Below are 26,934 nucleotides of genomic sequence, written 5' to 3'. Positions count from 1 at the left end.
CATCGCAATCCTTTACACCGCTCTGGCGACGCTTACCGGCGGGCGGTTTGCTTCCACGAGTTTCAACAGGAAGGGCAGGCTGCCCATGACGAGGTCGTAATCCTGGACGAAATCGATCAGGCAGGCGATTTCATCGACCCCCATCTCCGCCAGCGTGTCCACCGTCGACTGGCAGCTTTCAGGGGTTCCGATCAGCGACCTGCCTTTCATGAAGCCCTCAATGCCGAATTCGATCAGGCTGTCGAGATCGTCGTCGCTGAAATTATCGAGCGTTATGTCGACACCCATGCTGCGCCCGAGGCCTTCGAGCAGATGATAATGGGTGCGGAGATAATCGCCGAAAGGCTTGGAAACATTGGCCTTTACCCTGGCGGCCTCGGCGCCCAGAAATGTATGGACCATCATGCTCACCCTCCCCGCCGCCGGATCGTGCCCATGTTTCTCCCGCGACTTGCGGTAGGCCTCGATCTTGGGGGCGAGCGACTCCGTCGTTTCGCCGAGCAAAGCCGTAAGAACATTGAGGCCGCGGCGGCCGGCTTCGATGAAGGTCTCCGTGGACTGGCATGCAACCCAGAAGGGGATGCGCGACTGCACGGGCCGGGGCAGGGTTTTCGCATCAACGATATTGCCGTCCGCATCCTCGAATGCGACCGCCTCGCCGGCGAGCAGCCGGGTGATCTGTTCATAGGAGCGCCACATGGTGCTGCGGCGGTTCCCGTGTGGTTCCTTCGAAAAGACGAACTCGTCCTTCGTCCAGCCGGCCGCAATCGCAATGCCTGCCCTGCCCCCGGAAAGATTGTCGACGACCGCCCACTCCTCCGCCACGCGGGCGGGGTGGTGCAGGGCCGCAACGACGCTGCCCGCGCGCAGTTGCACATTGCGCGTCACCATCGCCAGCGCGGCGCTGACGATCGAAGGATTGGGGTAGAGACCGCCAAATGCGTGGAAATGCCGTTCCGGCACCCACAGGGCTTCGAGGCCGTTTGCATCTGCAAATTGGGCGCTGTCCATCAGCAGCCGGTAATTTGCCTGACCCGGACGCGACCCGTCGCCGTCGAAATAGAAAAGGCTGAATTTCATCAGAATGATCCCGAATTATGTGTGAGCGTTATCGCCGTTCTCAACGGCCGGCCTCGACGTCATCAAGCATCGAGGCGAGGATATCCGCCTCCTGGTTGCGGGCGTCGAGACCCTCCTGAATGACCCTGGCAAGGCCGGCGGCGGTCGGTGCGTCGAAAAGCAGGGCCCGCATGGGAATTTCAACGTCAAAGCGCTTTCGAAGCCGGGCGACGACCTGAATGGCCAGAAGCGAGTGACCGCCGAGTTCGAAGAAATTATCGGCAGCGCCAATGCCGTTTATCCCGAGAAGCTCCGCCATGATGGCGACGACCTCCTCCTCGAGTGGACCCTGCGGCGCGGCGTAAGCAGCCGATACGCCGCTGCGGGCGTTTTTTTGGCTGCTGGCCGTGGCTGCATCGGGCTCCCGAACCTCCGCCGCCGGGCGGCTCTCGAGATCATAGGGCGTGACCACGATCGAAGAGGCCGAAGGCTCCTCCAGCACCAGCGTCGTGACTTGCCAGACCTCCTCCGGACTTATCTCCCTATGGGCCGCATGCCCCGCCTCCGGCGCGTGGATGGATGCGCAGGCATCCCAGTTGACGGATTTCCAGACAGGACCGGACCGATGCCGTTTTGCGGAAACGAAGGCATCCAGATAGGAATTCTCCGCAGCGTAACGGGCAAGGCCGGTACCGCCAACGATCGATGACAGCGACGACTGGACGAGCACGAAAATGCCGTTGCGTTGCCCAAGAACACGATCAATCGCGTCGATGGCGCCGGATTTTACGGCCTGAAGGCTTCTGGTGTCGAAATTTTCACTGCCCAGCAGCCCGAAATACTGGTCACCCATGGCGGCGGTGTGGAAAACACCCTTCACCGCACCAAGGCTTTTCTCCCCCTCCTCCAGCGAGAGCCGAAGCCATTCGGCATCGCTGACATCACCGGAGAAAAGAAGATAGTCTCTTCCGGGTGTTCCCAGCGATCTGAGCGTCTGGATGAACAGGCTGACCGGGTGTCTGGGGCTGTGGGATGCGAGCCATCGCTCCCAGTCCGGCGCCAGCGGAATTCCCGCACGGCCCGCCAGAATGACTTTCGCTCCGGCCTTGATGAGGGCGCGGGCGTAGACGAGCGCCAGTCCTCCGAGAAGTTCACCCACGACAAGATAGGTTTCACCGGGCTTTACAGGTGCGCTGCCCGCCGCGCCGTCGAGTTCGACACGCTCATGGGAAAGGGTGAGCAAAAGACCGTCGCGAAGGGCATAAATCTGCTCGCCCTCGACAAAGGGCGACGAGATGACATCCCGCAGATATTTTGCCGCATTTGCATCAGGCAGGCCCTGAAGATCGATGCTGCGGCATGACAATCCGGGTAGTTCCTGGCCCAGCATACGTGCCAGCCCGTTGATCCGGGCTTTCGCAGGCGCGACGCCATCGGCGGCGAAAATCCCGTGCATGGACCTGCCGATGAACGTCACATCCGGGCGCTGCCCGCCACGGGCAAGCGCCTGGGCAAGGGCAAGCGCGAAATTCCATGCCGCATCCGGCGCATCCCTTTCCGCCAATCCGAAACCGCTGACGATCTGGTCCGGCGTCCAGTTCTTTTGGGCAAGATCGTCGAACAGGGAAACAAGGTGCTCCGCTCTTGCCGGATCGATCGTATAGGCTCGCTCCGAAGCGCTGAACAGCGCTCCTTCACGGACGAGAACAGCGTCGATCCCGTCCGGAATCCCAAGGAGAGACTCTGCACCGAAAACAAGCCAGCGACCCTTGGCGGCTGCCGATGCCCCGATTTTCAGCGGCCGCGTCTTCCACACCGGCTGATGGAACCACTCAGCCATCGGCCTATGGGTTGCAGGGGCCGTAATATCCTGCGTCCCTGCGGGCGGCGCGATCCAGTATGATTGCCGCTCGAAATGATAACCCGGCAAACCGACGCGGCGATGCGGCGATCCGCCGTGAGGCGCCTCCCATCGGACATCGATACCCGCCAGCCACAGCTGCCCGAACGCGAGCAGCGCATGGTCGGCAGAGCCGGCCATGCCGACGGCATCCGGCAATGAGGTGATGATGCGGCACTCCTCATGGGCCTGCTGGCGCGCCAGCCTTGAAAGCGTGGAGCCTGGCCCGACCTCGAACAGGACGGGAGCGGAAAGAGCGAGAATATGTTTTATGCCATCGCTGAAATTGACCGCCCTGCGCAGATGTTCGGTCCAATATGCCGGGTTGCGGGCCTCTTCGGCCCGCAGCCAGTTGCCGGAAAGATTGGACATGACGTCGATTGTCGGCGCAGCGAGATTGATGCTGGCAAACAGGCTCGAAAATTCCTCAAGGATCGGCTCCATCGCCGCGCTGTGAAACGCATGCGATGTCTTGAGCAACCGGCATCCCGCCCCGTCTTTCTCCAGCCGTTCGGCAAGACGATGCAGGGCCGCCGTATCGCCAGCGACGACGCAGCTGCCCGGCCCGTTCACCGCGGCGATTTCCAGCCCCTCATCCAGCCGGACACGAAGATCGGCCTCGGGCAGCATGACGGACAACATTCCGCCGGGCGCGCAACCCTGCATCAGCCGGCCTCGCGCCAGCACCAGGACCATGGCGTCCCGAAGTGAGAAAACCCCGGCCAGGCAGGCCGCGACATATTCGCCGACACTGTGACCGATCATCGCACGCGGCTGCACACCCTTCTGCATCCACATTCTGGCCAGCGCATATTCAACGGCGAAAAGGGCCGGCTGGGCGCGGTCGGTGCGGTCAAGCCCGGTGCTGGCGTCATCCGCCCCTTGCAGAAGCAGCGGCCGGATTCCAAGCTCCTCCGGTATCAAGGACAGGCATTCATCCAGCGCGGCCCTGAAATATTGGTCACCTTCGTAAAGCGATCCGGCCATTCCGACATGCTGGCTGCCCTGCCCCGGGAACATGAACACCAGACTTGGATCGTGCTGCGGGATCTGGCCTGCGGCGAAACCCGGCCCGGAAGCGGCTTTCAGTCTCATGGAGGCGTCGGATAGCGTGGTCGCAAGCGTGATCGAACGATGATTGAAGGTCTCGCGTCCCGTCTGCAGCGTGTGGGCGACATCAGCAAGGGACCCCCCTTCCCTCTCTTCGATTTTCGCAAGCGCATCCGAAAGGGAGGCCTGCATCGCGGTGAGCGATGCGGCCGAACGTGCAGAGAGCGGCAGCAACAGCGCCTCCGTCCCGCGTTCCGCCGGCGGCTCCCGTTCGGGTGCTTCCTCGATGATCACATGGGCATTGCTGCCCCCCATGCCGAAGGCGCTGACGGCGGCGCGGCGCGGCCTGTCGGCATCGGCTTTCCAGTCGGATTTTTTCGCAGCCACCCGGAAGGGGCCGCTTTCAAAATCGCAGGAGCTGCTGGGCGTCGTGAAGTTGCCGCTTGCGGGCAGGCATTCATGCCGCAGTGCAAGGATGGCCTTGATAAGCCCGCCAATGCCTGCCGCAGCGTCCATATGCCCGACATTTCCCTTCACCGAACCGATGAGGCATGTCCGGCCTTCGGCACGCAGCGACGGCCCGTAGACACGGTTCAGCGCTGTCAGCTCGATGGGATCGCCAATCGCGGTTGCGGTTGCATGCGCTTCCACATAATCCACCGCCGAAGGTGCGATGCCCGCATTGGCCAGCGCCTTCTTGAGAACCGAAGCCTGGCCTTTTACGCTCGGGGCCGTCAGGCCGACTTTCGAGCCGCCATCGTTGCCGATCGCCGATCCCGCAATGACGGCATAGATCGTATCGCCATCCGCCCTGGCATCGCCAAGGCGCTTCAGGATCACGGCGCCGACCCCGTTGGTGAAAATGGTCCCGTTCGCAGCCGCATCGAATGGCCGGCACTGGCCATCGGGTGCACCGATGCCACCCGCCTCATAAAGATAACCGGCGGGTTTGGGTTGACCGACGGAGACCGCGCCGGCCACCGCCATCTCGCATTCGCCCGCCAGCAAGGCCTGCGCGGCCAGATGCACCGACACCAGCCCGGTGGCGCAGGTAGCCTGAACGCCCACGCTCGGGCCGTCCAGATCGAGATGGTAAGCAACGCGCGATGCGATCATGCCGGACACATTGCCGAGCCCGGCCTGAAGCGGCGCCACATTGTCGCGCAGGGATGGGTCGGAATGAATATGGGTGAAGTGATAATTCAGCGAACCGCCGGCATAAACACCCGTGCGGCCCCGGCCTTTCCCGTTGCCATAACCGGCATGTTCCAGCGCATTCCAGGCGCATTCCAGAAACACGCGCTGCTGCGGGTCGAGGAGTTGTGCTTCCCTTGGCGCGTAACCGAAAAATCCAGCATCGAAAGCGGTCGGATCGCTGAAGCCGCCCCAGACCCTGACATAGTCGGGCTGCCCTGACAGTCGAGGATCGACACCAGCGCTTTCGAGATCGGCATCCGTTACCGGCTTCAATCCCGTACCGCCCTCGGCAAGCAATCGCCAGAAACCGTCAATGTCATCAGCGCCGGGAAAGCGCCCCGAAAGACCGATGATCGCCACGCGCTCATCGTGACGTTTCTGGAAAATCTCCAGACGCTCGCGCGCGTCACGCAATATTCCGAGCAATGTCGCCTGATCGGGCTGACTGCCGGCCCCGGCCTGTTGTTTTACGTTCATCGGCAATGGCTCCGATCATCGATTGTGTGAAAGCGTGGACTATTTGCGGCCTGTTCCGGCCTGCAGAAGCGATGACAGGGCGGCCAGTTCGGATGACAGGTCGCTTTCTTCCGGAGGAGCCTCCGGTAGAGAATTCTGTGCGGGCTGCTCTCCCGCTTCCGGCGTTGCCCGGGAGGCAAGGAGATCGCTGCACAAATGCTCCACAAGCGCATCGATTGTCGCGTGCTCGAAAAACAGCGTCGGGTGGGTTCTGATACCCAGTTCCCGTTCCAGCGTTCCGGCAAGGCCGACAAGCGCCACGGAATCCAGTCCGAGATCAAAAAAACCGGCATTTGCAGCGGGAAGCGTTCCGGCGGGAAGACGGGAAAGCCAGGCGACCTCCTCCCTGATCCACTGGCGAAGCAGGGTCGGATATCGAGACCGGTCAACCTGCGCCAACTGCTGCGCCCAGTCTGCAACCGCGCCCGGCTCGGCACGGATGGTGAAGCGCGCCTGCGGGGCAGCCTCCCATCGCTCGACGAGCTTCAGATTGCCATTCAGCAGATCCTGCCGGCAGGCGAAACGCCGGACCTTGCCGCTCGGCGTGCGCGGCAGGCTTCCGGGGCGGATGAGGACGATGACGGCGAGCTTGAGCTTGTGGACGCGGGAGACGGAGCCGCGAATAGCTTGCAGGATGGCTTCGGCATCGAGGTTGCGCAAACCATCACGTGTCAGCTCGCAGACGAGACCGACCTGCTCCTCCCCATCCACCTCGAGCGCGAAAGCCCCCGCACGCCCCTGCGCAAGCGCGGCATGCGAAGAGAAGGCGGTTTGCTCAATATCCTCGGGGTGATGGTTCTGCCCACGGATGATGATGAGGTCCTTGAGGCGACCCGTGATGAAATATTGCCCCTCATGGCGAAAGCCGAGATCGCCCGTGCGGCGCCAGCCGCCCTCGCCGGCAATTGTCTGGTCGAAGCTTTCCGCGCTTGCTTTGGCCCTCGCCCAATAACCGGGAGTGACATTCGGACCGCGAATCCACAATTCGCCGACTTGCGCATCCTCAAGCAGCCGATTTTCTTCGGGATCCACGACGACAATCTCGATATCCGCTCCCGGACGGCCGCAGGCCGCCAGCTCGATTGCATCATGCTCGTCAGAACCAACGGGTAGCGGCAGCGCCATTGCCTGTTTTGCGAGCGTTTCACGCTCGAAGCGTCGCAAAACCGGTGGATCGGACGGGGCATTTCCGGTCAGGAAAAGTGTCGCCTCGGCCTGACCATAGCAGCAGTAGAAGGCCTCGTGCCGAAAGCCGTGTTCCGCAAACAGGGCGCTGAAACGCCTGAGCGTGTGCGGGCGCACGGGCTCTGCGCCATTATAGGCTATCCTGATATTGGAGAGATCGAGTTCTGCCGCGCCTTCGGCGCTGTAACGATCGGCGCAATGTTCATAGGCAAAATTCGGCCCGCCGATTATCGTTGCCCTGTTTTGCGTCGCCAGCTCGAGGAACCGCAACGGACGCCTGAGAAAGCTCGCCGGCGCCATGATCGATACCGGAAACCCGTTGAAGATAGGCGACAGAATTCCGTCGATCAGCCCCATATCGTGATAATGGGGCAGCCATGTCGCAGACCGGTCCTCCGGGCCATAATGAAAAGCAAGGCTGATCTGCCGCAGGTTGGCCATCAGGTTCGCATGGGTGACCATGACGCCTTTCGGATCGCTGGTCGAACCGGACGTATATTGCAGGAATGCGATCCGGCTTCCGTCGAGAACGGCAGGCAGGCTCGATGACGGCGGAAGTTCGTGAAGCGGAAGATTTGGATCGGCACCTGAAGGCGCCAGGCAGAACCCATGACCGACAGCCCTCTGGAGCGGCTCAAGCAGCTCTTTCAATTCGGCGGCGCAGACAATTCCCGAGATGCCGGCATCTCTCGCAATATGCAACCAACGGTGTATTCCTTCATTTCGCCGCGGCGCCGGAACCGGCACCGGTACGGCGCCCGCATGCAGGCATCCGAGGAAGGCTGCGATGAAGGCGAGGCCGGGTTGATAGACGATGAGGATCCGGCCGCCCTGCCCGACAAGACCCGTCCTGGAAATCTCGTCGGAAACAATTTTGACGCGAGCGTTCAATTCTCCCCATGTCCAGCCGTCACTGCGGCTTTCGCCTATCGCTCCCGGATCATCAGGGTAAAAACGAAACGCCTCCTCCGTCGGCCGGGTAGAGGAAATATCATCAAGCCTATGTATTATCGTTATAAAATCTCTTTCTCCAGATGGTTTTCGAGCGAACATGGGTATGATCTGCATCTGAAAAAACTCCTGACGTCTGGCCGTCAATATTCGCGACAAGCAACCATAGGATGCTCATCGTTCTGACCGCCCACACTCAATCGCCAGCGGCAGGCATCACTGCCCGCTGCCTGTCAATGACAACAATTACCTCTTGCATATAATTCTTGAATCGCTTAGTCAAGAATAAGAAATTGAAATTGACGACCGGCTTCAGGCAACTGAAAATGCAATTGATAGTTGTTTCAGCGATGAAAACCCTACCGCTCGACGCCGACCTGAAAAGGCGCGCCGAGCGTTGCTTGGGTTGCGTGACGCCAATGCAGCCAAGGGGCGGCATATGAATTACATCGAGCCTGTCGAAACCCTCATAACCCGGCTGCACCGGGACAATATCCGTGTCTGGATCGACGCCGGAAGCCTCAAATGTTCGGACCCTGATGGCCGCTTGAGCGATGCCGTGATGAGCGAAATCCGGACCAGAAAAAACGATATCCTGGCCTTTCTCAACGTGGCGCACGCGAATGCCGGTGCGCCCGGCCAGAATGCCATTCCGCCCCTTGACGGGGCTTGCCCGCCGCTATCATTCGCACAGGAAAGACTGTGGTTGATCGACCAGATCTACCCCGGCTCGGCACTGCACCACATATGCATTGCACTCGAGGTCCGCGGCACTCTCGATCTCGCTGCGCTGAAGGTGGCGCTTGCACGCGTCATGAACCGCCACGCGGTGCTTCGCGCCCGCATTTACAGCGACCGCGGCGTGCCGAAGCAAACCATATCCGCAGAATGCGACGCGCCCTTTTCGCTGATGGAAATTTCACCGGCCGCTGCGGCAATGGACGATATCATCCACGCGGAAACGAGCAGGCCCTTCGATCTTGCCATCGAACCTCCCGTTCGCCTTCTCGCCATCAATTGCGGTGAAGGCCGCCATGTCCTCGTTTTGACGCTTCACCACATCTGCGCCGACGGTTGGTCAACGGAAATTCTGCTGAGGGATCTCGGTGCGTTTTATAGCGCGGAGGTTTCCGGCGAAGCTGTCGTGAACGTTGCCTTGCCGATACAATATGGCGACTTTGCCGCGTGGCAGCGCGAGCGTCTGGCCGGGGAAACCGCCGGAGCGCTTGATGATTTCTGGAAACAGCATCTTTCCCAACCCCTGCAGACCACGCAGCTGGTGACGGATATGGCGCGCAGCGCGGGCCATGGGCATGCGGGTGAACTGCATGAATTCGCGATAGACGGGGAAACGACCGATGCGCTGCGCAGGATTGCCGCCGCGCAGGGCACGACACTTTTCACCGCGCTCTTTACCGCCTTCAACATATTGATCCACCGCTATACCGGGCAGACCGATCTGGTGATCGGCACGCCCGTCGCCAGCCGCCCGCATGTGGAAACGGAGGAACTGATCGGGTTGTTTGTCAATCCGCTTCCCGTCCGATCGAATGTGAATCCCTTCGGCAATTATGAGAAGGCCCTGCGGGAAACCCATGCCACCCTGCAGCGGGTCATCAGCCACCAGGACATGCCGTTCGAGCGGATTGTCGATATGGTCGGCGGACAACGCGATCCGGACAGCCACCCGCTGTTCCAGATAAAATTCCAGCTCGACGCGGCACCGCGCGAGCGTATCCGGCTTCCCGGCCTAGAAATGCGCCGGCTTGCCCGCCAGGACAAGGTCTCAAGGCTCGACCTCTGCCTCGATCTGCGGGAGACGGAAGCCGGGCTTTCCGGCACGATCGAATACAAGACCGCGCTGTTCCGCCCCGATACGATCGGTTTGCTTGCCGGGCATTTCCGCCAGTTGCTGAAATCCATCGTCGCCGATCCCGCCCTGCCGGTCGCCACCCTTCCACTTCTGACGCAGGAAGAACAGCAGGAACGGGTCGGTGCCTTCAATAGCACGGCGCAGGAGCACGCCGGTCCCCATTTCTTTCATGAACTGTTCGAAGCGCAGGCAGCGCGCGCGCCGGAGGCCGTGGCGCTGCTTGTGCCCCGCGCTGATAACGATGACGTTCTGACATATGGCGAGCTCAATGCGCGCGCAAACAGGCTGGCCCGTCTTCTGCGCCGTAAAGGCGTCACCGCGGAAACGATTGTGGCCATCGCGCTGCCGCGTGGTTTCGACATGATCGTGGCCTGGCTCGCGGTCTGGAAAGCGGGCGGCGCCTATCTGCCTCTCGATCCGGATTACCCTGCGGAGCGGATCGGCAACATGCTGTCAGACGCAGACGCCCGGCTTGTCATCACCCACAGCGCGATCGACCTCCCGACGACAGCCGCCCGGCTTGATCTGGATGGGGAATTCCCTGACGACGAACGCGCCGACAACCTTAAAACGGTCACCCGTCATTCGCAGCTCGCTTATGTGATCTACACATCCGGCTCGACAGGCAGGGCAAAAGGCGTCCTCGTCGACCACAGCGGATTGGTCAACCTGACCAGAGACAAGATCCGGGTCTGCGATGTCAAACCCGGCGATTGTGTGCTGCAATTCTTCAGCTTCAGTTTCGACGCCTCCATTCCCGAACTTGTCATGAGCCTCGGCGCCGGCGCCAAACTTCTCCTCCTGCCCAGACATGCGACGCTTCCGGGGGCAGAATTGGCCGATATCCTGCGCGAGCGGCACGTCACGCACCTGACGATGACGCCATCGGCCCTGCTCGCCCTGCCGGTCGATGATCTACCGTCGCTGCGCACCGTTCTGGTCGGCGGTGAGGTTCCGATGCCGGAACTTGTCGAGAGATGGGGAAAACATCGCCGCTTCATCAACGCCTACGGCCCCACCGAAACGACCGTCAACGCCAGCATGGTCGATATGGGAGGTGGGCTTCCCGCCGTGCCGGTTTTGAGACCCGCCGCAAACAAGCAGCTCTACGTGCTGGACGACAACCTCGAATTGTTGCCCTTCGGCGTGCCCGGAGAACTTCATATCGGCGGCTGCGGCGTTGCGCGCGGTTATCATGGCAGGGCGGCGTTGACCGCCGAACGCTTCGTTCCCGATCCGTTTATCAGAGACGGCCGCGCGGGCGTTCTTTACCGCACGGGTGACCGGGCCGTATTGCTGCCGGATGGCCGGATTCACGTTTCGGGGCGGCTGGACAGTCAGGTCAAGATCCGTGGATACCGGATCGAACCCGGGGAAATCGAGGCCGGCCTGCTCGCCCACCCGGCAATCGTTTCGGCGACAGTGGCGGTGCGCGACGACGGGCGTGGCGGCAAGCGGCTCGCCGCCTATGCGGTGCCTCAGATCGATCAGGACGCGGCAATCAGGCCGACCCCCTCGGATATCCGCCAATGGCTGGCAAACCGCCTGCCGAAGTTTCTTGTGCCCGACACGTTCGACTGGCTCGAGGCGCTGCCGCTGACCGTGAATGGCAAGATCGATCCCTCGAAGCTTCCCGCACCGCGCGCGGAAACAAATCCCGATGGCCGTGCGCCCGAAAGCGAGATGGAAACCCGGATAGCCAGCGCGTTCGGGCAAATTCTGAACATCGATCAGGTTGCCGCGACCGACGATTTCTTCACGCTTGGCGGCCACTCGCTGCTGGCCACCCGCTTTTGCGCCGTGGCGAAAGAGGAATTCGGGCTCGACATCGGCGTTCTCGATCTCTTCAACGCCTCCACGGTGGAAGCGCTGGCAAACCGCCTGCGGACAAGAGACGCCGGTGGCGAAGGCAATGACGATGAAGCCCTCCTGCTGAAGCGAGACATAAGGCTTGACGATGCAATCCGGCCGAAAGCCGCGGCGAGAGCGGCAGACAGCACCGCCCACGTTTTCCTGACGGGCGCGACCGGTTTTCTCGGGACCTATCTGCTTCGCGAGTTGCTTCGCGACACCACAAGAAGGGTGACCTGCCTGGTGCGCGGCGAGGATGGAATGAGCCGAATAAGGCAGGCCTTCCAGCACTACGATCTGCCACAATCCGTGTTGATGGAACGGGTGGCGATAATAAACGGAGAGCTTTCCCGACCGGGCCTCGGGCTTACCGGTGACGATTACGAAAACATCGTCCGGAATGCCGACTGCATTTTCCACAATGGCGCGGAAGTTCACCACCTGCATCGATATGAGAGGCTGCGCGAGAGCAATGTCCTTGGAACCCGCGAAGTTCTCAAACTGGCCTGCGCCGGAGCCGGTCGGCCCGTTCATTACATCTCGACACTCAGCGCCATCACGCCGCGCCGCGGTTCCGGCGACGATGCGCGGCCCGTCAGCGAACTGGAGAGCATAGACGGATTTGCCGCACCCGCCGGCGGCTACAACCGGAGCAAATGGGCCGCGGAGCATCTGGTGAAAGAGGCCGGCAGGCGGGGATTGCCAGTCACGATCTACCGGCCGGGCGCGATATCGGGTGACAGCGTTACGGGCGCTTTCAACAGTTCGGACATATTGTGCCGGCTGGTTCAGGCCTATCTTTACACCGGGGCGGCGCCGGAAGGCGAAAGATTGCTCGACATGCTGCCCGTCGATCATGTGGCACGGGCCATCGTCCACCTTTCCGGCAAACCCGCTTCAGCGGGACAGGCTTTCCACCTCATTCACTCCACCCCCGTTTCGAGCGCCCGCCTCTTCGAAGCCTGCGCGCTGGAGGGAATCGAGCTGAAACGGGTTTCGCAGCAGGAATGGCAGGACATGCTGAGCGATGTGGCGCGCGGAACGCCCGACCACCCGCTCTATCCGTTGCTGGGACTGCTGCGCTCCCCTTCCACCGCCGGCAAGAGCGACGAAAAACAGACGCGCAACTTCGATTGCCAGCTCACGCAGGAGGCCATGTCCGACGCGCCATTCCGCGAACCGGCCCTGACATTCGAGCTGTTGCGGACATATCTGCGCGCCTTCGCCAGGGCCAATTTTCTGAACGCGGCGTCGGCCGACGCGCGAAAGCAGGGTGAACAATGAGCACAGCAATATCAAGCGAAGCCAGCAACTACGACCATTGGGCCTGGCTCTACAACCACACGCTTGGCCCACGCTATAGCGAGCAGAAGATCGAGCCGCTGGCGCGGGCGGTCCTTTCCCGGCTGCCCAACGGCGCTTCGCTTCTCGACCTGTGCTGCGGAACGGGACATCTCGCTAAGCTGATGGCGGCGCGCGGATATGCCGTCACCGGGCTGGATGGTTCGCAGGACATGATAAATCATGCCCGCGGCAACGCGCCCGATCTTGAATTCGTCCTTGGTGACGCGAGGGATTTCACCTTCGATCAGCCGTTTGACGGTGTGGTCTGCACCAGCGCATCGCTCAACCACATCCAGAATCCTGAAGACCTGCGGAAGGTCTTTTCAAGCGTCCGGCACAGCCTGAAGGATGGGGGAATTTTTGCCTTCGACATCAACCATCCCGGCCAGATGGCGCGTTATTGGCGCGACCGGCCGGCCGAAGGTGAACTCACCGATGACTACGCCTGGCTGATTACGCCGCGATATGATTCACAGGCGAACGAGGGCTCGTTCACGGTTGAAATTCATACACGCTCAAAGGCGGCGGGCTTCTCCCCGGCGGAGACTGCATACCGGCTGGCAGCCGGATTGCTGTCCAATCGCCAGAGGCTCGGGCTCATCGCCCGCTTCGGCATTCCGGGAAAGAACTGGCAGCGCCACTCCGTCACCAACCCGGTATGGGGCCATGACCTCAACACCGTGACCGAGCTTCTCAAGTCCTGCGGCTTTTCCGTGACATTGCGAAGCACCGATGGCGGTCCGGTTACCGATGAGAGGGCGGTGTATTTCCTTTGCACGAAGATCGCCGGCGATCACGCGGGGCGCGATGTCACACAGGAGGCCGTCGAATGAATATTCACAATAATCCCGGCACTGCGACCGATCCCGTCACGGAAATCGTTGCCGGCTTCAATCTCAAGACACCGGGCTCGAAGCACGCCGCCGCCTATAACCGCCGTTTCCTCTCGGACAAAAGCTCGATCGGCCTTCCGTTTACGCTTGAGACCAAGGAGGCGCTTTATCCCATCGTCGCCACCCATGCCGAAGGCGCCCATTTGCAGGATATCGACGGCAACAGATATGTCGACATTCTCATGGGCCTCGGCACCAATCTCTTCGGCCACAATCCGTCCTTCGTCCGCACGGCAATCGAAGCCCAGCTGGCAAAGGGCTTTGCGCTCGGGCCGCAATCCGATCTGGCCGGCGAGACCGCGGAGCTGTTTTGCCGGATCACCGGAAAAGACCGCGTCACATTCAGCAATACCGGGACGGAAGCCGTGCAAACGGCCATGCGGATAGCGCGCGCCGCAACGGGGCGGGACAAGATCGCCCTGTTTACCGGTTCCTATCACGGCCATATCGACGCTGTCCTGCACAAGGCCACGAGACTTGAATATATCCGCAGGGGCGCGTTGCTTCGGTCTCATCCAGCCTGGCTCGTGGCCCTGAAGCCACTCCTGAAGCGCATGATGCTGACCAGGGCAATTCCCGGCTTCTCGGGTGTAGCACCTTCCTCCGCCCGCGATATCGTTCTGCTGGAATATGGCAATCCGCGCTCCATCGATTATGTCAGGCGTCACGGCGACCGTCTCGCCGGCGTGCTCGTCGAACCCGTCCAGAGCCGTAACCCGGAGCTGCAGCCCCGCGAATTTCTCCATGAGCTGCGCAGCGTGACCGAAAAAACCGGAAGCGCACTGATATTCGACGAGATGATTACCGGTTTCCGCGTCGCACCCGGCGGCGCGCAATCCCATTTCGGCATAGACGCCGATATTGCCACCTATGGCAAAATCGCCGGAGGCGGACTGCCTCTGTCGCTCATCGCCGGCAAGGGGAAGTTCATGGACCTCGTCGACGGCGGAGCCTGGGCTTACGGCGACAGGTCTTTCCCGAAAGTGGCTCCGACATTCTTTGCCGGCACCTATTGCCGCCATCCGCTGGCGCTTGCCGCCGCCAAGGCAGTCGCACTGCGGTTGCTGGAGGAAGCACCGGCCCTGCAACAGGGCCTCAACGCCAGGACGCTGGCATTCGTGGAACGGCTGAACGGCGCACTCAAGGATGCGGGGTTGCCCGTTGCGTTCATGAGCTTCGGTTCGTTCTTCGCCATATCCGTTGCCCGCAGCCGCATCTCGCCGCTGGCTGTCACCATGCTTTCCTTCCTTCTTTTGACCTCCGGCATTCACCTTCGCGCCGGAGACCGTGGCGGCTTTCTTTCCACCGCCCACGGCGATGACGATATCGCCTTCCTTCACGACGCGGTTCTGCAAGGCCTGACGGCTCTGGCGGACCACCGTCTTCTCGACAGACATTGATCGGAGTGACCACGATGAGTTCCCAGACACCGGCTGAAGACCTGCACTACAACGTCGTGATCAGCGACGAGGAGCGATATTCGATATGGCCGGTCTACAAGGCGGTCCCGACAGGGTGGCGCCTGAGCGGCTTTTCCGGATCGAAGCAGGCCTGCCTCGACCACATCGAGGTGGAGTGGACCGACATGCGCCCCTTGAGCCTGCGGCGGTTGATGGACGGCGAAGCAGCGAACGCAACCGGCGCGCAAGAGTAGGACGAGACCCCATGGACGACCAACCATGGCCAAGCCCGGTGCGGCACGAGGATGCCGGACCGGACGGGGACTGGCTTCTGAAAGACGCAGCTCTCGATCTGCTCCTGCCGGAGGCGCTGGCGCCGGTCATGGCACCGGAGGAGCACGACAAAGCCCGCCTGCAGCACATTATCTGCGAGGCCCTCGAGGCGTTCACGCTGCATTATCCCGAATGCCGCGCGCGTATCGCCGCACTCCTCGGCAATATGGAAAAACCGGTGTCAGATCCCGGCATCGTGGATATCAGCGGCCTGCCGCTGACATCCTTCCACGCGAATGACTACGACCGGTATTTCCGCGTGAACCGCATTGCCACAACCCAGCCCGCGCACGCCCTGCTGCGCAGCTTCCTGCAGGTCGCGCTGTCCGTCACCGATCTTTTCTGCCGGGCACCCCACCTGTCGGAAAAGGCCGCGAAGGCCCAGTTTGACGGTTTTGAGGTTCATGCAAGGCTGCTTGCAAGATGCTTCGGCGTGGAGTGTGCAAAATGACCATTGCTCCCCCGCCGCCATCCCGGATCTGGCGCGAATTCCACTGGGCGTTTTTCATGAACGTGCAGGGGCTGGTTCTTTGCCTGCGCCGCTTCAACATGCAGGTGCATGAAGGCAACAATGCCGAAGCGGACAGGGAATTGCGGGCCGCCGCCGTACTCCTGCGCACATCCGCCAGCTCCATGGACCTCGCCGCGAGCTTCAGCAAAGCGGATTACGAGAACACGATCCGCGTCTCCATGACGCCGCCTTCCGTGGAATCCGATGATTTCAGCGGGCTGATGTCGTTCGATCACGCGATCCTCATCCAGGTCTGGCGCGAGATGAAGGACGTGTTCGCCACCCTGCCGGTCGAGCTCCATGACGCCCATGCGGAATTCGTCGCAGCCTACAAATATCTGGCGGAAGGCCACGTCGGCGTCTGCTCCCGTTTCGTCGGCTCCGACGCCGGAAGTCTGCGATACGGCGACCGGAAGGCGATCGATACGCTCCAGCGTTTTGAACGGGGCCGCCTCGGCATGATCGATCCCCCCAAGAAAGGCTGCCCGTTCCACAAGTGACGGGTGTGTTCAATTTCAAATCCAGCGAGAACTGCATATGTCCGACTATACCAGCGCTTCAAACCAGGATCGGAACGCCTTTCGGGTCGCCGTCATAGGTATGGCAGGCCGGTTTCCGGGAGCTTCGGATATCGAAAGCTTCTGGGACAATCTGGTCAATGGCCGGGAGTCGGTCAAGCAATGGACCGACGAGGAACTCGTCGCGCTGGGTGTCCCGCCCGAACAGTTGACCGACCCCGATTTCGTGCGGGCTTCCGCGCCGCTGGAGGGGGCTGACCAGTTCGACGCCGAATTTTTCGGTTACAGCCCCAGCGAGGCGGAAATCCTCGACCCGCAGCAGCGCCTGTTTCTCGAATGCGCCTGGGCGGCGCTGGAGCGCGCAGGATATCAGGGCGACACCTTCGGCGGCTCCATCGGCGTCTATGCCTCGAGCGGCTTCAATACCTATCTTCTGAACCTGCATGCCAATGCAGCGGTGCGTCAATCGATCAGCCCCTTTGAACTGTTCGTCGCCAACGACAAGGATTTTCTGGCTACGCGCACGGCTTACAAACTCAATCTGCGTGGACCGGCCCTGACGGTGCAGACCGCCTGCTCTTCGTCGCTGGTTTCCGTGCATGTCGCGGCGCAGAGCCTCATTGCAGGCGAATGCGATATTGCGCTCGCGGGCGGCGTAACGGTTTCCCGTTCACACGGATATGTGGCGCGCGAAGGCGGGATATTGTCCCCGGACGGCCATTGCCGGGCTTTCGATGCGGAGGCCGCCGGAACCGTTCCCGGCAGCGGCGTCGGGGTCGTCGTGCTCAAGCGTCTCGAAGACGCGCTTGCCGACGGCGACACGATAGAGGCCGTCATCATCGGCTCGGCCATCAACAATGACGGCGCGCTGAAGGCGAGCTTTACCGCGCCACAGGTGGACAGCCAGGCCATGGTCATCAGCGAGGCCCATGCGGCTGCGGGAATATCGGCCGATTCCATCGGTTATATCGAGGCGCATGGCACGGGAACATCGCTGGGCGACCCCATCGAGATTGCGGCGCTGACGCAGGCCTTTCGCAAGACGACGCCGCGCAGCGGATATTGCGCAATCGGCTCCGTGAAAACCAACATCGGCCACCTCGATACGGCTGCAGGAATTGCCGGTTTCATCAAGACCGTGCTTTGCCTGAAGCACGGCAAAATTCCCGCAAGCCTTCATTTCAAACAGGCAAATGCGAAGATCGATTTCCCGGCGAGCCCCTTTGAGGTGAATACGGCATTGCGGGATTGGACTGCTCTTGAAAACCCCAGAAGAGCGGGCATCAGCTCGCTGGGTATCGGCGGAACGAATGCGCATGTGGTGCTGGAAGAGGCACCGGCGGAAGCGCACACGAGGCGGAAGACGCAACCGGCATCGCCGCAGCTTCTGGTCTTTTCCGCGCGCAATGCAACGGCCCTCTCGGAATTGCTTTCGGCACAGGCGAAAGCTTTCGAAACGCAACCCGACCTTTCGCTTGAGGACGTTGCCTTCACGCTGCGTAGTGGCCGCAAGGCCTTCAGCCACCGCCAGTCTCTGGTTGCCGATGATATGGCGTCGGCCGTCACGGAACTACGTCGCCTTGCTGGGGAAAAGCCATCCGTTGCCGGCAGCGCACCCTCACCGGTATTCCTGTTTCCGGGACAGGGAAGCCAATATGCCGGTATGGGCAGAGACCTTTATGACCGGGTGGAGCTTTTCCGCACGCCTTTCGATGCCTGCGCGGATCGTCTTGCCGGGATCATGCAACGCGATTTCCGTGCCGATCTCTTTGCCGGACATGACGATATCAATCATACGGAATTCGCCCAGCCGGCGCTGTTTGCCGTGGAATATGCCCTTGCAAAGGCATGGATGGCGCAGGGTGTGACGCCGCAGGCGCTGCATGGCCACAGCGTTGGCGAATATGTGGCGGCCTGCCTGGCGGGCGTCTTCGATCTCGATACCGCGCTGTCACTTGTGGTGGCGCGCGGCCGGTTGATGCAACAGGCAGCCCCCGGCGCAATGCTCGCGGTCGTCCATCCCGACACGCCGATCGACCGTTGGCTGGGCGCCGACATCGCGCTTGCCGCCAGCAACGCACCGGGCCTGAGTGTTGTTTCGGGCAGCTTGGACGCCGTTGCAAGGCTCGAAGCAGAACTCAGACAGACCCGCCACGTGACCCGCCGGCTGAAAACCGGACACGCCTTCCATTCGCCGATGATGGCGGAGGCCGCGGCGCATTTTGTCCGGGAATTGCAGGCCGTAAAGCTTTCCCCGCCTTCCATTGCGATGATTTCCAACGTGACGGGAACCTGGCTGAGCGCCGCCGAAGCGACGGATCCAAATTACTGGGCCAGACATCTGGAACGGACGGTGCGTTTCGACGAGGGTACCCGGACGCTTCTCGGCATGGAAAATGCCGTTTTCATCGAGGCCGGTCCGGGCTCGACATTGTCGGGTCTGGTCAGCCAACACGCCATTGCGGAAGACCGCCTCATAACCTGCCTCGGCCGCTCCAACCCGGAGAACGAGACAAGCCAATATCTTGCCGCGCAGGGCCATTATTGGCGGAGTGGCGGGCACCTCGACTGGCGGGCCGCCGCGCAGGAAGGCCACCGCGTGCCGCTGGCTACCTATCCGTTCCAGCGGCAGCGCTACTGGATTTCCAGCCAGGCCGCGGAAAAACAGACGCTGATTTCGACCTCCGGCGACAGTGCAAGGATCTATCGTCCGACATGGCAGCGCCTGCCGCCGGCAAGCGGGGCTGATTGCAGAAATCGCCGGGTGCTGATCCTCGATGAAGGACGCGTCGGCAAATCGCTCGCCGCACGGCTCGAAGGGGCCGGCGCGCAGGTCTATCGCGCCATAGAAGGCGAGAGGTTCGAGGAATGCGACTTCCGTTGCTTCAGCCTTGCTGGACAGTCGGCAGCGGATTTCGCCGAACTGCTGGACACGCTCGGCGAACGCGGGGCGCTGCCGCAGGATATCCTCTATCTATGGCCCCTGAAGCCCGGCCAACGGGACGAGATTACGACTTTGCTCAATCTCGTGCGGGCGCTCGCCGCCCGTGGGCATACAACCACGCTCACACTGGTCACCTATGGGGCAACGGATGTCACAGGCCTGGAGAGCCTCAACGAGCTCCAGTCGCGGTTGCCGGGAATTCTGAAGGTCGCGGCTCAGGAATATGAGGACCTGACGTGCAGACATATCGACATCGCCGTCGCGCAGGACATGGCGGACGCGGCGGTTGCCGATCGCCTTTTTGCGGAGTTCGGCGGCAGCGGCCCGGTGGTCGCCCTAAGAGGCCCGCATCGGTGGTCGCATGGATTTGCGCCGCTTGACCTGCCTGAACCGCAGGCATCGACCCGGCTGCGAAAAAACGGCGTTTATGTCGTGATCGGAAATATCGCCGAAGGCGTCGGCACCGTCTGGCTGGATCATCTGGCGAAAATTTCCGGCACGCGACTGACCGTGCTGCAATCCACCCAAGAGGCAGAAGCCGCCACTTTTTCGGGGGCAGGCATCGATACCCGCCGGATCGACTGCAATGACGCGGCTGCGGTCGGCGCCGCACTGGATGAGGTGGTATCGACACATGGCCGGCTCGACGGGATTTTCCTGAGCATGCCTCAGGCAAACCGGCACGCGGCAGCGCCCCTTTCCATGATGGATGAAACCCATCTCACCTATAATGAAGCGGTTCGCATCACGCCGTTGCGGGCGCTCATTCAGGCCATGGAACAACGCCGCGCGGGCTTCTGCTGCATCCAGTCATCGCTTGCCACCGTCATCGGTGGCGTCGGGCTCGCCGCCTATACATCGGGATACCAGGCGGTGGAGCTGCTTGTTGCGGCCCAATCACGCGCCACACGCATGCCCTGGTTCGCCATCGGCTATCCGCTCATCGATGTCCTGGCCGCCGGCAAACGCTCTTCGCTCGACACCAATGCCTATGCGGTGAGCTCGGAGGATGCCTGGAGCCTGACGAAAAAGATCATCGAGAACGGCATTACTGGCACAACGATGATGTCCCGCAGCGACATCACCGTGACGCCGGCCTCCGGCAAAAGCGCACCGCTCCCGAAAGCTCCGGTTGCAGGCCGTTCCAGACCGGCGATGTCCACGCTTTTCGTCGCCCCGCGAACGGGGATCGAAACCACGGTCGCCGACATTTTCGAAGAGCTGATCGGTGTGAGCGGGATCGGTGCCGATGACGGGTTTTATGAGCTGGGCGGGCACTCGCTTCTGGCCATCCGGGTCGTCGCCAAACTGAGGGAAACATTCCTGGTCAAAATCGAAATGCGTGAACTCCTCTTCGAAAACCCCACCGTCGCCCGCGTGGCGAGCATGATCGCCGCCCATATGCCCGATGAGGGCGACCTGGACGAGATGGCGGCGCTGCTGATGGAAATCGAAGGCCTTTCCGACAGTGAGGTCCGGAGCGCACTTGGAGGAGCAGAAGCACGATGAACGAATTCTACGCCAAACTCGCGAACCTTTCGCCCGAGCGCCGCCGCCTCATAGAGCAGCGTCTTGCCGAGCGGGGTTATCAATCGGCTCTCGACTCCGTCATTCCCGGACGTGAAGACGGTGATGGCGACCGTCCGCTGTCCTTCGCACAGCAGCGCCTGTGGTTCATGCAGCAGCTTGAACCGGACAGCACGGCCTACAATATGCGCAGCGTCCTGCGGTTTCGCGGAAAGCTCGACAGGATGGCGCTGGAAGAGGCGCTGGCAAATGTCGTCAAACGGCATGAGCCGCTGCGAACGCGCTTCATTCCCGGCGCGGACGGTTTTCCGCAACAGGATATTCTGATCGATGGCGACGCAGCCATCGAATTCCTCGACCTTGGGCAGGATACTGACCCGGAAGCCAATGCCCGTCAGCACATCCTGCAACGGCTTTCGGAACCCTATGACCTGAGCCGCCCGCAATTGCGTGCAATGCTGGTTCGCCTGTCCACCGAAGATCATCTGCTGGCGGTCGGCCTGCATCACATCGCCGGGGATCGCTGGTCCATGACGGTGCTCGCCCGCGATCTGGCGGGCTTCTACAAGGGGAAAACCGGACAGTCCCATCCGCTGCCGGATATTCGCGTTCAATATGCCGACTGGGCGATCTGGCAGGGGAAAATGCTGCGTGGCCCGGTCCTCGAAAACCAGCTCTCCTACTGGAAGACGGCGCTTGCAAGCGAACTGCCGGTGCTCGACCTTCCATTCGACCGTCCGCGCCCGGCGATTGCGAGTTTTCGCGGCGCGCAATTTGCCGTGTCGGTCGATCCCGAACTTTCAGGAAAACTAAGGGCGCTGGCGCGGGCCCATAATGTAAGCCTGTTCGTTCTGCTGCTCTCCGCTTTCAAACTCGTGCTCCATCTCTATTGCGACAGCGATGACATCGTGGTGGGGAGTGAAGTCGCAAACCGCGACAGGCCGGAAACCCAGGCGATGATCGGCCCGCTGGTCAACACGCTGGTGCTGCGCACCGATCTTGCGGGAAATCCGGATTTTTCCGTTCTGCTGCAACGCGTCAGCGAGACCGTCCGTACAGGCCTTGCGAACCAGGACGTGCCTTATGAGCGGATCGTCGAGGTTCTCAATCCGAAACGCTCCCTTTCCGAAATGACGCCGCTGTTTCAGGCCAAGTTCGATCTTCAGCACAATCTGGCCAGGTTGCCCGAACTCGACGGCCTTGAAATCGAAACCCTGCGCCTGCCCGATGGTGCGGCCAAAAACGAGATTCGCTTCAATCTCGAAGACAATGATCCGGATATCGGCGGCAAGATCGAATATGCGACCGATCTTTTCAACGAAGAGACGATTGCTGCGATCTGGCGCCGTTTCGAACATGTCCTGCGCACAATCGTTGAAGACCCTGCCCGCAGGCTGTCGGAATTTTCCCTTCTCAGCAACGATGAGCAACGGGGGCAGATCAGCCGTTCCGCCGGTCAAGAGCTGACAATCGAGGGTCTTTGCCTGCACGCGATGCTGACTGAACAGGCAGCACGCTCGCCGGAAAAATCCGCGGTCGCAAGCGAAGAGGGCAACCTTACCTATCGGGCCCTCGATCAACGAAGTGATGCCATCGCCGCTGCGCTTGCCGCCGGCGGATTTGGCCGCGGTTCCATCGTCGGCGTCTGCATGCGACGCACGCCGGATCTCCTCGCAGCCCTGTTCGGCGTCCTGAAGGCAGGTGCTGCCTATGTTCCGCTCGATCCGGACTATCCGTCCGAAAGGCTTGCTTTCATCGCACAGGATGCCGCCATAAGGGTCGTCCTCACCGACAGCGACCGGCTGGCATTCGATGCGGCGGAAGATTTGGCGCTCCTTGAGGTCGGTAAACTTCCCGGTGCGGCCTTCACCCCAACCCACACCAGCGACCTGGCCGATCTTGCCTATATCATCTACACGTCCGGCTCCACGGGACGACCGAAGGGTGTCGCGATCACCCATGGCAACGCCGCTGCCCGCATGCAATGGACCGCCGGCAATTTCACCCGTGACGAGCTTGCAAATGTGCTGGCATCGACCTCGGTCTGCTTCGATCTTTCCATATTCGAGATTTTTGGCACCCTTTCCTGCGGCGGTCAGGTGGTTCTGGCCAACACGCTTTTCGATGTGCCGCGTTTGCAGGATGTGGTCGAGATCAGCCTGATCAACACCGTACCGAGTCTGCTGCGCGAGTATCTGCGCCACGACACGCTTCCGAAATCGGTCCGCGCCATCAATCTTGCCGGGGAACCGCTACCGCCGGTCCTGCTCGAAGAGCTGGCGCAAAAGGCGCCGCAGGCGCGCATACACAATCTCTATGGACCCTCGGAGGATACGACCTATTCGACCGGAACGATCGTTTGCGCCGGTGGCGACGAAAGAACGGTTCCGATCGGCACGCCCCTGCCAGGCACGCAGGCTTACGTCCTCGACCGGGCGGGGCGTTTGCGGCCTGACGGTCTGGCGGGCGAGCTTTATCTCGGAGGAGCCGGGGTCACCCGCGGATATCTCCGGCGCCCGGGCCAGACGGCGGAGCGTTTCGTTCCCGATGCGTTTTCCGGGCGATCATCGGCCTATCTTTATCGCACCGGCGACCGGGTCAGGCGCCGTGCTGATGGCATGCTGGAATTCCACGGGCGTCTCGACAATCAGGTCAAGATCAGGGGCCTGCGCATCGAGACCGGCGAGATCGAACACCGGCTCGAGGACATCGATGGCATCGACGAGGCCGTCGTCGCGGTCATCGGCGATGAGGCAAGCCCGGACCGCCAGCTCGCCGCTTACATTTCTCTCGATGCCGGCCGGCATCTGAGCGCCGACGACATTCGAACGACATTGGCAAAACACCTGCCGTCCCACCTCGTTCCGGCCTTGTGGACCATATTGTCGGCCATGCCGCACCTGCCGAACGGCAAGATCGACCGGAATGCCTTGCGCTCACTGGAGATAAGCGCGCCGGGCGGCAGCGGCACGGCGCCGCGAAACGATCTCGAACAAAAGCTTGCGGCCATATGGCAGGACGTCCTTCAGACGGGCGTGACCGATGTCGAGCGCAGCTTCTTCGAGATGGGAGGACACTCGCTCCTTGCCATCCGGATCATCGCCCGCATAAAGGCCGATTTCGGGGTTTCGTTGCCGCTGAAGGCAATTTTCGAGACCCCGACAATCGCCCAGCTGGCAAACCGGCTTGAGAATGCAGCCGAGGACGTTGCCCAGGCCGACGGCCACGCGGTGATCCACGATCCTGAAAACCGCCATGAGCCGTTTCCCCTGACAGATATCCAGCATGCCTACTGGATCGGCCGCAACCAGGGCTTCGAACTCGGCAGCGTCGGCTCCCACGGCTACCGGGAATTCGATATCGACAATCTCGATACCGATGCGCTGGAAAACGCCATAAACGATCTGGTCGCACGCCACGACATGCTGCGTGCGGTCGTCGATCCGGACGGGCGGCAGCGCGTGCTGGCGGATGTTCCCCACTATGCGCTGCCGGTTGCGGATCTGCGCAATGCGGCCGATCGCGCCACGCGCCTGATCGACATCAGAAACAGGCTGTCGCACAATATTTTCAAGGCGGACCGCTGGCCGCTATTCCACATCGAGGCCGCCCGGCTGGATGAAAAGACGACGAGGCTGTTCGTCAGTTTCGACGTCCTTATCGGCGATGCCTGGTCACTGAAACTGATGGGCAGCGAACTGGCGGCCCTCATGCAGAAACGCGCGCTTCCCGAAATCGGGCTGACATTCCGCGATTATGTTCTCTTCGAGAAATCCGCTCACAACAGCGCCGCCTATGAGCGGGCAAAAGAACACTGGTCCGCCCGGATAGCCGCCCTGCCGGCCTCACCGGATCTGCCGCTGGCATGCAATCCGTCGCAGATCGAACACCCGCGTTTCACCCGCCGCCGGGGCCGGCTTGCCGCGAAAGACTGGTCGCGCTTCAAGGAGCTGGCCCAGAGCGCCGGCCTGACCCCGACAGCCGCGATCATGACGATCTTTGCGGAGGTTCTGGCACGCTGGAGCAGGCGTCAGGAATTCACCCTCAATCTGACCGTCTTCAATCGCGAACCGGTTCATCAGGACGTGGAAAAGATCGTCGGCGACTTCACCGCGTCGCTGCTGCTGGGGCTTGATTTTTCGGCCCGTGCCGACTTCACCACGCGCGCGCAGCAAGTCCAGCTGCGCCTGATGGAAGATCTGGAACACAGGCTTTTCAGCGGCGTCTCGGTGCTTCGCGAACTGGCGAAGCAGAACGGACGCTCTGGTGGTGCGCTGATGCCGGTGGTTTTCACCAGCGTACTGGGGCAGACCACGAAAGACGACAACGCTCCACGTCTGGATACGCGACTGGTGGACAGCGTCAGCCAGACGCCGCAGGTCTATCTCGACCATCAGGTTTCCGAAGATGCGGGTGATCTGGTCTATAATTGGGATGCCGTCGAGGAACTCTTTCCGCCCTCCATGCTGGACATGATGTTTGCCGCCTATGAAACATTGCTGCGGGCGCTGGCCAGCGACGATGCGGCATGGCAGGCCGAGCCGGCCATTGTTGATTGCCGGGCCTTCGAAACGCTCAACAACAGGGCGAAAATCGCGCTTCCTGACGACACACGGCTGCTGCATGAGGCGTTTTTCCTGAGAGCGGCGGAAAGCCCGGAGAAAATCGCCGTCTGCGCGCAGGGCGTCGAACTGACATATGGACAGGTCGCCGAGCGCGCGCTGGCGCTCGCGGCAAATCTTCAGGCGGCCGGTGCCGGCCCGAACGACCGGGTTGCCGTTTCGCTGCCCAAGGGCGCAAATCAGGTGATCGCCTGCCTCGGCATTCTGGCAAGTGGCGCGGCCTATGTGCCGGTCGATCCCGACCTGCCGGCGGAACGGCGTTTCGAACTGGTGGAAGACACGGCGGCCGATCTCGTCATTGCTGAAGGGGGTGACTGGCCGCAGCGGGTGACGGTGATTGCGGTTCCCGAAAATGGCGGAGCAAGACCCTCGCCCTCGGCTGCCATGCCGTCGGATCTTGCCTATATCATCTTCACTTCCGGTTCGACCGGAAAACCCAAGGGCGTGATGATCGACCATCGTGGCGCGCTGAACACGATCCTCGATGTCAATCGCCGCTTTGGCGTTTGCGCCGAGGATCGGGTCTTCGCGCTCTCCTCCCTCAGCTTCGATCTTTCGGTCTACGATATATTCGGTCCACTTGCCGTTGGCGGCGCCATCGTCGTGCCCGTGCGCGAGGAGGTGTCGGACAGCGCCCGGTGGATGAAACTGCTGCTGCAGCATCGGGTAACAGTCTGGAACTCGGTTCCGGCCCTTGCCCAATTGCTGCTGGCCGAACTGCCGGCGCTGCGGGAAAAACCGCCGTTGCGTCTCGTCATGATGAGCGGTGACTGGATTCCCGTCAGCTTGCCGCCCACTTTAAAAGCGCATTTGCCCGATGCCGATCTCATCAGCCTTGGCGGCGCCACCGAAGCCTCCATCTGGTCGGTTTTCCATCCCATCGGGGAAGCTCTGCCGGGCTGGACCAGCATCCCTTATGGCAAGCCGCTGGCAAACCAGCGCTGGTATGTCCTGGACGATCAGGGAAGGCCCTGCCCGCCATGGGTCACGGGTCGGCTGTTTATCGGCGGCATCGGTGTCGCGCGAGGTTACTGGGGTCGGCCGCAACTGACCGCCGACCGCTTCATCCCCGACAGCTTTGCGGATGAAGAGGACGCGGAAAGCGGAGCGCTTCTGCTTTACGATACCGGCGATCTCGGACGGCTGCGGCCGGAGGGACTGCTGGAATTCCTCGGGCGCGAAGATTTCCAGGTCAAGGTCAACGGCTTCCGGATCGAGCTTGGAGAAATCGAAACCGCGCTGCTGCAAAATGAAAATGTC

The 26,934-nt window shown here is 61.6% G+C and carries 10 protein-coding genes and 2 pseudogenes; 9 read left to right on the top strand and 3 right to left on the bottom strand.

Annotated features, from left to right (window positions below; genetic code table 11):
- Positions 1-12: 12 nt before the first annotated feature.
- From O3S81_RS17025 to O3S81_RS17015, 3 genes are read right to left on the bottom strand one after another with little or no spacing between them, the layout of a single operon-like run.
- Positions 13-1,080 carry an LLM class flavin-dependent oxidoreductase gene (locus tag O3S81_RS17025; protein ID WP_269345017.1) on the bottom strand — a complete coding sequence of 356 codons (1,068 nt, stop codon included), beginning with the start codon at positions 1,078-1,080 and terminating at the stop codon, positions 13-15.
- 40 nt (positions 1,081-1,120) lie between these two features.
- Entirely contained in the window at positions 1,121-5,683 is a 4,563-nt protein-coding gene (locus O3S81_RS17020) for a type I polyketide synthase (protein ID WP_269345016.1), read from the bottom strand.
- Between the two features lie 39 nt (positions 5,684-5,722).
- Positions 5,723-7,960 (bottom strand): AMP-binding protein, encoded by a 2,238-nt coding sequence (locus tag O3S81_RS17015; RefSeq protein ID WP_269345148.1) that lies wholly within the window; start codon positions 7,958-7,960, stop codon positions 5,723-5,725.
- Positions 7,961-8,297: 337 nt separating this feature from the next.
- Between O3S81_RS17015 and O3S81_RS17010 the strand changes: the two genes are divergently transcribed.
- The 9 genes and pseudogenes from O3S81_RS17010 to O3S81_RS26635 all read left to right on the top strand — a co-directional run.
- Positions 8,298-12,866, top strand: a complete 4,569-nt coding sequence (locus O3S81_RS17010; RefSeq protein ID WP_269345015.1) for a non-ribosomal peptide synthetase — start codon at positions 8,298-8,300, stop codon at positions 12,864-12,866.
- Entirely contained in the window at positions 12,863-13,759 is an 897-nt protein-coding gene (locus O3S81_RS17005; RefSeq protein WP_269345013.1) for a class I SAM-dependent DNA methyltransferase, read from the top strand. The genes O3S81_RS17010 and O3S81_RS17005 overlap by 4 nt, the downstream gene beginning before the upstream one ends.
- On the top strand, positions 13,756-15,219 hold the full coding sequence (locus tag O3S81_RS17000) for an aminotransferase class III-fold pyridoxal phosphate-dependent enzyme (RefSeq protein ID WP_269345011.1): 1,464 nt from the start codon (positions 13,756-13,758) through the stop codon (positions 15,217-15,219). The genes O3S81_RS17005 and O3S81_RS17000 overlap by 4 nt, the downstream gene beginning before the upstream one ends.
- 14 nt (positions 15,220-15,233) lie before the next feature.
- The gene (locus O3S81_RS16995) at positions 15,234-15,473 is read left to right on the top strand and encodes an MbtH family protein (protein WP_269345009.1); all 240 of its coding nucleotides are present in this window, start codon (positions 15,234-15,236) and stop codon (positions 15,471-15,473) included.
- Positions 15,474-15,484: 11 nt separating this feature from the next.
- Positions 15,485-16,003: a siderophore biosynthesis protein gene (locus O3S81_RS16990; RefSeq protein WP_269345007.1), complete on the top strand. Its 519-nt coding sequence runs from the start codon at positions 15,485-15,487 to the stop codon at positions 16,001-16,003.
- Entirely contained in the window at positions 16,000-16,563 is a 564-nt protein-coding gene (locus O3S81_RS16985; RefSeq protein ID WP_269345005.1) for a siderophore biosynthesis protein, read from the top strand. The genes O3S81_RS16990 and O3S81_RS16985 overlap by 4 nt, the downstream gene beginning before the upstream one ends.
- Before the next feature lie 37 nt (positions 16,564-16,600).
- Entirely contained in the window at positions 16,601-21,034 is a 4,434-nt protein-coding gene (locus O3S81_RS16980) for a type I polyketide synthase (protein ID WP_269345002.1), read from the top strand.
- Positions 21,031-25,593: pseudogene (locus tag O3S81_RS26640) on the top strand (amino acid adenylation domain-containing protein); the annotation flags it as partial. The gene O3S81_RS16980 and the pseudogene O3S81_RS26640, both read left to right, overlap by 4 nt.
- 6 nt (positions 25,594-25,599) lie before the next feature.
- Positions 25,600-26,934, top strand: a pseudogene (locus O3S81_RS26635) (amino acid adenylation domain-containing protein); the annotation flags it as partial.

Origin of the sequence: Agrobacterium sp. SOY23 (assembly GCF_027212525.1) — a bacterium.
Classification (GTDB): Bacteria; Pseudomonadota; Alphaproteobacteria; order Rhizobiales; family Rhizobiaceae; genus Agrobacterium; species Agrobacterium tumefaciens_I.
Note: the sequence above shows the minus strand (reverse complement) of the source record. Positions and strands in the feature narration are given on the sequence as shown.